The sequence below is a fragment of the Neptuniibacter sp. genome (genome assembly GCF_024231755.1).
Lineage (GTDB): Bacteria > Pseudomonadota > Gammaproteobacteria > Pseudomonadales > Balneatricaceae > Neptuniibacter.
Map to the genome: position 1 here is coordinate 1 of NZ_JAAEQH010000377.1, position 8566 is coordinate 8566.

An 8566-nucleotide genomic window follows, 5' to 3' on the forward strand; every position below is an offset into this window, starting at 1 on the left:
AGAAATAGCGCACAAACCGCTGTTACCAGATAGGCAAGGAAAAAGCCCGCCGGTGAATCCAGAGAAGATACAGGGTCGGCAACCGGATTGATGCTCCACTCACAACTCCCAGATTCTTCGCAATGCCCTGCCTGCTGTTGCACAGTACCGCTACTCGCCATCTGGTGGTGATGAGCATGAGCAGGCTCTGCAGTAGCTGATTTCACAGGGGGTAAAGACGATGAAAGCATATTGGTACATACACCCACAGAACAATAAACGACAAAAAACAGCATCAATAGTGCTGCAATCGCTTTATGTAATTGTGAGAGTTTTACCTGCATTACTTGTATCTTATCGTATGCTGTGCGAGTGAGAATCCTTAACTATTCTAGGTCAGAACAGTGTTCTATAGAACCTAACCAATAGTAAAAGTTCATAAATCCGTAGGGAGACGGAAAAATCATCGAGTTTTATTATCTCATAGTTTCGAATACCCGAAGTTGATTTAGCAGAATTGGTCAACTGACGGCACAGAGCAGGCATTAGAATTAGTTACTGCAAGTCAGTTTTTCCAAAGAAATATTTCACTAATTGATGAAAACGAGTGATATGTGCGGGCTTTTCTCCATGGAATCGATGCACCAAGTGGAAAGGCCAGTGCCTCCCATGATACTCAGGTAGCAACCTCACTAAGCGTCCATTCTTAAACTCATTTTTCAGAACAAATTCAGGGAGCAGAGCTATCCCCATTTCACGCAGCACCATATCAAGGGTACTAGTTAATGTGTTGGTCTCAAGGGTACTATGCAAATCAAGTTGAAGTTCATCACCAAGATCTCTTTTATTGCGGAGAGTAATGGGTGTTCTTTGCCATGGAGCAGAGATCCAGCGTTGTTTCATAACATCGTCTAATGCTTCGATTGGGCCATGTTTTTGTAGATAAATTGGACTGACACAAAACACTTCATCTGATGCCCCAATAGGAAGAGCACGATAATTACTATCTTTTAGCTCACCTGCGTAAATTGCTACGTCTAATTTATCTCGGATTAAATCTTGAGTTTGATCTGTCACAACTAACCTAGGTTCTATTTTTGGAAACTCTGTGCAGAGCTGGTTTAACGCAGGAATAACAATGTTTGTTTCGCAAGAATGCGGAAGAGTAATAGCAAATGGTCCTGATGGCTCTTCTTTGCTATAGGCAATTTCATCAAACGCCAAAGCAACTTGTTCCTGTAATAACTCACACCGAGCTAATAGGCGTTCTCCAGCAGCAGTTAATGACATCCCCCTTGTGTGCCTAGATAACAGCTGTTGCCCTGTGTGCTCTTCTAATCGCTTAACTTGCTGACTCACTGCAGATTTACTCATCCCTAGGCTTTGTGAAGCTAGTGTGAAGGACTGTTTGTTAACTACTTCCGCAAATGTCAGTAATGGTGCGAGCAATTTTAGATTGTTCATATTATTAAACAGTTAGTCAATTAAATGGTTATTGTTTAATTAATATATCTCTCCTAACATTTGTCAATAAGAAGTAAGCAAAGCCGTGAAGTAGTCGGCGAATTTATCAATAGGTTGATACGTCCTTAAAAGCTATTTAGCAGCTTTATGTAGAGCATAGGGCAGAGAATCAGGAGGGTATGACGATGTCTACGATAGAAAATATCTTACTTGTTCATGATGTGTATTCTTTAGATTTAGAATTAGAACTATTACGCTGCTTCGAGAATACGAGGCAAGGGGTAAACCCTCATGGACTGGAACATGCAATTGAACGGTCTAGAGTCTCTTACTTTGGTGAATACAATATGAGCAATTTACCAACGATAGAAAGCATTTTGGCCAATCATGGCGTGACTGTTAAGGCGCTGGTGCAGGATCTTCAAAACTTTTTTAGCTCAAATATTTCACACTATAAATACCTTGGTTTTGGTCAGGTAATTATCCCGTCCAGGATAGCTCTTCTTGTGAATCAACAAGCTAGAAAATGTATCACGATAGAAAATAGGAAGGATCAACCAACAACAAATTTTACACGGCTTCTGAAAATAAGCGCCTGAACTGCAGTAGCATGGGGTACACATGTCTCGATGATGTCTCCCCCTTTTCTGTAAGAAAAAAACACAAACTCTGGCAGCCTCAAACGTCTGCTTCTGGCTTTTTTAAGACATGTTGATCTGACAATTACAGTCAGATCAACCACTGAGTTTTGAACCTGCGTCTACTCCTTAACAGCTTCAACCCCTTCTTTAGCCATTTCAGTAGCTTTATCCGCTAATTCTTTGGCTTTATCCATAGATTCATCAGATAGTTCCTTAGCAGCATCAACTGTTTCAGCAGTCATATCTTTTGCTTTCTGCGAAACATCAGCAACCACATCTCCAGCTTTTTCAGCGATCTCTGAGGATTTTTCTGTAACCTGATCAGCTACTTCAGTAGCTTTTTCTTTAGCGCCTTCGAGTGTAAGGCTTGCTCCTTCCTTCATCTTATCCATTGCTGATTTTTCAGGTGCAGGCGCTTCCACTTTTGGAGCCTGTTCAGGAACAGCTACCGGCGCTTTTTCCTCTTCACCACAACCAACGATAAACAGCGTAGAAACACCAATAATACCTACAGTTTTAACAGCGTTGTTCAACATAACTATTCCTTAAAAAAAATAATCTGGGCAATAATAAACAGTGTAACTGAATCGGCTCTGAACCCCTTCTCTTAATACAGAGAAGCTTTTAATCCCCGCCGCAGCCTCCACCGCTACAGCCGGAATCTGAATCACCACCGCAGCCGCCTGAACATCCTCCGCCGCAACCGATATGGCTGGCACAGTAACCGTTATCAGCAAGTTTTTTGCAGTTCAGGACATATGTAAAACCGTCTTTAATCCCCAAATTGGCATCCAGTGCGAATAATAGGGGCAGTCTTGCGGGTGATTCCGGATTGATACCTTCTCTGGTGCAGGCCAAGCGCCAGGCCCTTTTGATCCCATCCTGAGCCTGAGTCGGTGATTGCATCGCCTCGGCAGGTGTATGATGAAGGAAACGGCCAAGCGCCTGTTTGCAGAAAAGTTCATAGTGTCGTGTAAAAAGAATGAACTCGTGCCAGGCTAGATCCACAACCTGGGAAGGCATCGCTACCATTCTACGTTTGCCAGCCATATTGCAGATATGGAAATACTCTCGTAGCCCCTGAATAACCTGAGCTATGTTTTCATCGGTTAGGTGGGGATAGCTCTGTTTTAGCTTTTCACTGATTCGATCAGGGAAGCGGTAACTATCAATCAACTGTTCACGGTGCTGGGTACGCTTTCTTTTCCTGTGGCGAATCAAAACGATAAAGGCTATGAAGATAAGTATCCCTGCAATAAAAGCTCCCATCTATAACTCCCACGATATACAACAAACTCTCTAGTTATGTGTAACACGAAAAAGTTGAATTTTCCTCCTTCAACTTTGGGATAACTTTATAAAAAATAGGAATATTTCTTATAAAACAGTGTGTAACAATACATTAGTATTGGCTAATAGCTAAGTTAGGAAATAGTTAAGGAAGAATGATGAAGCATTGCGAGAAGTGCACGAAAGTGATTTTCGAGTCAGAAGGCAATCTAACGTTAGAAGAGCTGGAAGATCTGGGTAAGTCAGAATCAGCTGACTGGTGCAATGTGTGTAAACAATTTCTAGTTGCACATGCTCAAGCCCGCAATCCTAGCGAGCTTATCACTTTGACACCTTCCGATGATTAATGAATTCGATACCCATTAACTATTCATCAACCACCAGCTCAGAAAGCTTCTCCACAATATGTTTTCCAATAGGAATTGCTGAAGTCGCAGCAGGAGATGGCGCATTACATACCACCAGTGATCGCTGAGTATTCATAAACAGAAAATCATCTACCACGTCCCCATTACTGGAAACCGCCTGAGCACGGATACCTGCAGGGTAGGCCTTCAGATCGTTCAACTGCAACGAAGGGCAGTATTTCTGAACCAGTTTGAGATAACCTGATTTTGACAGCGAGTTTTTCAACTCATTGATGCTGGCACGAAAATGGCGCATCAACAGTTTGATCATGCCCGGATAGGTTAGCATTGAGAAACTATCCTGCAGGCTGATATCCGTTTTCTTGTAACCCTCACGCTTAAACGCGAGCACCGCATTAGGGCCTACGGTAACCGTGCCATCAATCATTCGAGTTAGATGCACACCCAGGAAAGGCAAATCTGGATCAGGAATCGGATAGATCAAGTGATTAACTATCTGGTTATGCTGTTCATCCAGTAGGAAGTATTCGCCTCGGAACGGGATAATCCGGAAATCGGGCTCCAGATCCATCATTTCCGCAATACGATCAGAATGCAGCCCTACACAAGCAACAAGATAACGGGACTGGAAGCGGCCGTTGTCAGTAAAGATTGTCACGCGGTCGTGGAAAGTTTCAATCGAGGTAACTTCAGTGTTGAAACGGATCTCCCCACCCTCTTCTTTGACCATTTCCCCCATCTTCTCCGTGATACGGGTGTAATCGACAATACCGGTGGATGGTACAAATATAGCGCCGACTCCTGCGATATTTGGCTCACGCTGTTTTAGTTGCTCCTGATCCAGCACCTCAATTTCGATGCCATTTTCTTCGCAGCGGGTAACCAGCGCCTTCATACGCTCATGTTCCTGCGCATCAGTAGCCACCAGCAGCTTACCGCACTCATCAAAAGGGATCTCATGTTCACGACAAAACGCTTTGGTCGCCTGATTACCTTCCTTACAGAATTTGGCTTTCAGACTTCCTGGCTTGTAATAAACCCCCGCATGGATCACGCCGGAGTTGTGACCTGTCTGATGCTGAGCAGGGCTACTCTCCTTCTCCACCACCAGCACTGACTTTCCTGGATACTTTTTCTGCAGTTGCATCGCAGTAGACATTCCCAGAATACCACCACCAATCACAATAAAATCGTAGATCTTTTTCTCTGACATAAGAGGTTTAACCGCTACTTCAGTCACACTTGCCTTTCCAAATTGAGTTCCAGATTAGACGCTGGTCTGCTGGGCACTCACCGAATTATCATCTGCATTTCTGCGGCTGATCAAAAAGATCGCTACGAAAACACCTATCGCGATCAGGTTCAGCATTAAACCTCCGTGCGGCCAGAGCAGTACCACGGCACAAACACCACACAGGATCCGGAACAGAATATTCAGTTTGCCTTCCAGGAAACCTTCCATAAAACCGACGAAAGCATATAACCCGAAAACACCAAAGACAAATATTGAGAATACTTCTGTTGCGGTACCACCAATAAAGTTGGTGTACGCAAACAGTAGCGGAACAATATAAAGCCCTTTAGCTACTTTCCATGCAGTAAACCCGGTTGCCATTGGTGGCGTTTTAGCGATTGCAGCAGCGGCAAATGCTGTCAGACAAACAGGAGGCGTCACATTGGAATCCTGAGATAGCCAGAAGATGATCATATGCGCAGACAGCAGAATCATCGCCAGTGTTTCTGCTGGCATTGCCTGCTCCATCAACTGACCTTTAAAATCTGTTGGAACCAAGGCCAGCATTGCTTTAGCGTCTGCTTCAGACATCGGAGCTGTCAGCAGAGCGACTTTCTCAGGATCAACCAACATAAAGATCATACGTGCAGCTTCAGGCAGACCTCCCGCCACCATCAGATCGATCAGTCGGCTCTCCGCCATCAGACCGTATAAAGCAGGCGCTGAGAGTGTAGCCAATACGATATAAGCTGCTGTTACCGGCAGGCCCATACCTAAAATAAGGGAAGCAAGCGCGACCAGAACTAGTGTGATGAACAAACTACCACCAGCCCAATCTGTCACCATCAACGAGAAGGTATTACCGATACCCGTCATCGCAACCACGTTCACCACCAATCCAACTGAGATCAGCAGCATTGACGTTGTTGCCATATTTTTGGAGCCCTGCGCTAACGCATCAAGGATATCCTTGAAGCCCATTGGATGTTTCGACAACCATGAAGAAACAATTACAGAGATAATGGACAGACCCGCCGCATAGGTTGGCGTGAATCCATAGATCAACAGTGCAACCAGAACCACCAGCGGCAATAGGAAGTGCCAGCCCTCTTTAAATACCTCACCAATTGGACGAGTATCCAGTTCAACCGCATGGGCGTGGCTACGTTTAGCTTCAACACGAACAAAGAAGCCAACAGAAAGGAAGTAAAGCAACGCAGGTAGTGCTGCAATCGCAATAATATCCAGATAAGAGATCTGCGTGTAAGAGGCCATAATAAATGCCCCCGCCCCCATCACGGGTGGCATCAACTGCCCACCTGTTGAAGCGGCTGCTTCAACACCTGCGGAGAAACGTGCAGGGAAACCCGCCTTACGCATCAATGGAATGGTGATAACACCGGTTGATACGGTATTCGCTACGGAAGAACCAGATACTGACCCCATCAGACCCGAGCCCAGTACTGCGACAAAGCCCGGCCCCCCGACAAAACGTCCAGCAGCACAACGGGACAGATCAATAATAAAGTCCCCTGCCCCTGATTTAACCAGAAACGCACCAAACAGGATGAACATAAATACGTAGGTCCAGGAGATACGAGCGATCTGACCAAACATGCCTTCCGAGGAGAAATAGGAACGGTATAGCAAGGTCTCTAGACTAAGGCCTGCAAAGCCAAAGATGCCATCGATATGTTTGCCCCACCAGAATACGTAGGTAAGCGCCACTAAAATCAAGCACGGGATAAACCAGCCGGTGGTACGTCTAGCCATCTCCAGCGCAATAAAGATCGCACAAACAGAGAACACCCAATCCCACTGCGCAAACTTAACACCGCGATCATAGAGCGCATCTTCAAAACCGATCAGATACAGAGCACAAACCACTGCGGCTATGCCCAACAGTACATCCAGAACCAAGCCCAATTTCTGTTTGGCGGCGTTGCCCCCTTTAAATACAGGCACCATCAACGCACAGATCAGTGCAAAGCCACCAAAGTGGATGGCAGAAACATAAAGCTCTGACCATGTACCCAATGTATTGAAGTAAATGTGAAGAATGGCGAATGCCACACCTATCCAATAGATAAAACGCCCCGCCATTGAATCTTCAGGGCGGTTAGTTAGTTCCAGGCTTTTAAGCTTCTCGCTTACATCCTGGTCAGTTGTCATCGTCGTATCTGTTGCCATTTTTATTATTCGCTCTGGTGTTCCGGTCAGCTTTGTAATCAGCTGTTATGGTCGAAAAATTTGCACAGCAAAACACTCCGACTTCGTTTGTAATAAATAACGAAGCGGTTTGCTGTAAAAACTTAGTCGCTAAAAAGGTAAAGGAATTAATCCGGGTATAGAGAGTGGTGCAGGTCAATGCCTCGCTGGTAGCAAAGCCTGCACCGGTTTGAACACTTTACAGTGCCAAGGAGTTACAAGGAATAGACCCTCAAAATCCTATGGGGTTCCCCAGGCAACTCCTACAGTTTAGTCTGCAATTAGATGTTCTGGTATCTCAATTCCCATTTCTTTGTAATAACGCGCTGAACCTGGGTGTAAAGGAACAGGCAAACCAGCAATCGCTTTCTCAAGTGCCATCGCCTTTGTAGCTTTATGAATACCGTTCAGGAAAGGCAGATTTTCATAAACAGTTTTTGTCAGCAGATATACATCTTCCTCAGATACATCGTCACGTACCGCCAGGAAGTTTGGCTGTGCCATAGTCTGGATGTCTTTTGTCTGACCTGGGTAAGTGTTCGCAGGGATTACATAACGCGTCCACAGTTTGTAGCCGCCGTTCGCTTCTTTAATCTGCGCATCAGTGAAGTTCAGTACAGTAATATCGCTACCCAACGCAGCATAAGCACGAGTAATAGCGGAAGTAGGAACACCTGATGGGATGTTCATACCATCGATAGTGCCGTTCTGCAGCGCATCAGCGGATGCACCGTAACCCATGTGTGCCAGATTAAAACTATCAGCATCAACATTCAGGTTACCCAAAATGGTACGGCCAGAACCTTCAGTACCGGAGTTTTTCTTACCGATGGAGAATTTATTGCCTTTAAAGGCAGAGATATCTGAGATAGTGCCTGACTTAGCGTAGTCACTCTTAACAACAAACTGCTCAACGTTTTGCCACAGCATAGAAACAGAACGCAGATTTTTCTGAGCACCAGCTTCTTTCAGTTTACCTTCACCGGACCAAGCCCATGCGCCATACAAACCCTGAAGAATCGCAAATTGTGCTTCGTTCTCACCCAACAGTTTGACGTTCTCACCTGACCCAGCAGAGTTGATCGCAGACATGGAGATTTTGTGCTTTGGCTCCAGCTTTACTTTAGTCAGCGTTGCAAGTGCTACACCTACCGGATAGTAAGTACCGCCGGTAGAAGCCGTTGCCAAAATATAGGAACGCTTCTCTGCCGCCTGTGCCAGACCTGCAGTGCCCATTGCAGTGCTCATCGCCAGGGCCAAGCCCATGCCTTTAATGAAAGTACGTTTTGTTATTGTCATCCTCAGTACCCTTTTTAGTCAGTTTGAGGTTTAGTTTTTAATCCGTATTTCATATAGCAATGGGGGTGCCAATTCGCCAAAAT

The 8566-nt window shown here is 45.2% G+C and carries 9 protein-coding genes; 2 read left to right on the forward strand and 7 right to left on the reverse strand.

Annotation, left to right across the window (positions count from 1 at the left end):
* On the reverse strand, positions 1 to 323 hold a 323-nt coding region (locus GY843_RS20870), incomplete at its 3' end, for a hypothetical protein (protein WP_297312610.1).
* A 211-nt stretch (positions 324 to 534) separates the two neighbouring features.
* Positions 535 to 1443 (reverse strand): LysR family transcriptional regulator, encoded by a 909-nt coding sequence (locus GY843_RS20875; protein WP_297312611.1) that lies wholly within the window; start codon positions 1441 to 1443, stop codon positions 535 to 537.
* 185 nt (positions 1444 to 1628) lie between these two features.
* On the opposite strand from GY843_RS20875, the gene GY843_RS20880 reads away from it, so the two are divergent.
* Complete coding sequence (locus tag GY843_RS20880) at positions 1629 to 2042, forward strand: hypothetical protein (RefSeq protein ID WP_297312612.1); 414 nt, start codon at positions 1629 to 1631, stop codon at positions 2040 to 2042.
* 161 nt (positions 2043 to 2203) lie between these two features.
* On the opposite strand, the gene GY843_RS20885 is transcribed toward GY843_RS20880, so the two are convergent.
* Together GY843_RS20885 and GY843_RS20890 are read right to left on the reverse strand one after the other, a co-directional pair.
* Positions 2204 to 2620, reverse strand: coding sequence for a hypothetical protein (locus GY843_RS20885; protein ID WP_297312613.1), 417 nt, complete (start codon positions 2618 to 2620; stop codon positions 2204 to 2206).
* Positions 2621 to 2708: 88 nt separating this feature from the next.
* Positions 2709 to 3353: a hypothetical protein gene (locus tag GY843_RS20890; RefSeq protein WP_297312614.1), complete on the reverse strand. Its 645-nt coding sequence runs from the start codon at positions 3351 to 3353 to the stop codon at positions 2709 to 2711.
* 176 nt (positions 3354 to 3529) lie between these two features.
* Between GY843_RS20890 and GY843_RS20895 the strand changes: the two genes are divergently transcribed.
* On the forward strand, positions 3530 to 3721 hold the full coding sequence (locus GY843_RS20895; RefSeq protein ID WP_297312615.1) for a hypothetical protein: 192 nt from the start codon (positions 3530 to 3532) through the stop codon (positions 3719 to 3721).
* 19 nt (positions 3722 to 3740) lie between these two features.
* Here the strand turns inward: GY843_RS20895 and lhgO are convergent, their stop codons facing one another.
* The 3 genes from lhgO to GY843_RS20910 all read right to left on the reverse strand — a co-directional run bounded on the left by lhgO (position 3741) and on the right by GY843_RS20910 (position 8483).
* A complete protein-coding gene (gene lhgO, locus GY843_RS20900) occupies positions 3741 to 4940 on the reverse strand; it encodes an L-2-hydroxyglutarate oxidase (RefSeq protein WP_297312618.1) in 1200 nt (399 codons plus the stop codon).
* 69 nt (positions 4941 to 5009) lie between these two features.
* The gene (locus GY843_RS20905) at positions 5010 to 7166 is read right to left on the reverse strand and encodes a TRAP transporter fused permease subunit (protein ID WP_297312616.1); all 2157 of its coding nucleotides are present in this window, start codon (positions 7164 to 7166) and stop codon (positions 5010 to 5012) included.
* Between the two features lie 288 nt (positions 7167 to 7454).
* Positions 7455 to 8483 (reverse strand): TAXI family TRAP transporter solute-binding subunit, encoded by a 1029-nt coding sequence (locus GY843_RS20910; protein WP_297312617.1) that lies wholly within the window; start codon positions 8481 to 8483, stop codon positions 7455 to 7457.
* Positions 8484 to 8566: the final 83 nt, after the last annotated feature.

What these genes read in the sequence shown, in the direction of transcription:
- GY843_RS20875 (WP_297312611.1), bottom strand. Translation starts at nt 1,443, where the DNA reads ATGAACAATCTAAAATTGCTCGCACCATTACTGACATTTGCGGAAGTA.
- GY843_RS20880 (WP_297312612.1), top strand. Translation starts at nt 1,629, where the DNA reads ATGTCTACGATAGAAAATATCTTACTTGTTCATGATGTGTATTCTTTA.
- GY843_RS20885 (WP_297312613.1), bottom strand. Translation starts at nt 2,620, where the DNA reads ATGTTGAACAACGCTGTTAAAACTGTAGGTATTATTGGTGTTTCTACG.
- GY843_RS20890 (WP_297312614.1), bottom strand. Translation starts at nt 3,353, where the DNA reads ATGGGAGCTTTTATTGCAGGGATACTTATCTTCATAGCCTTTATCGTT.
- GY843_RS20895 (WP_297312615.1), top strand. Translation starts at nt 3,530, where the DNA reads ATGATGAAGCATTGCGAGAAGTGCACGAAAGTGATTTTCGAGTCAGAA.
- GY843_RS20905 (WP_297312616.1), bottom strand. Translation starts at nt 7,166, where the DNA reads ATGGCAACAGATACGACGATGACAACTGACCAGGATGTAAGCGAGAAG.
- GY843_RS20910 (WP_297312617.1), bottom strand. Translation starts at nt 8,483, where the DNA reads ATGACAATAACAAAACGTACTTTCATTAAAGGCATGGGCTTGGCCCTG.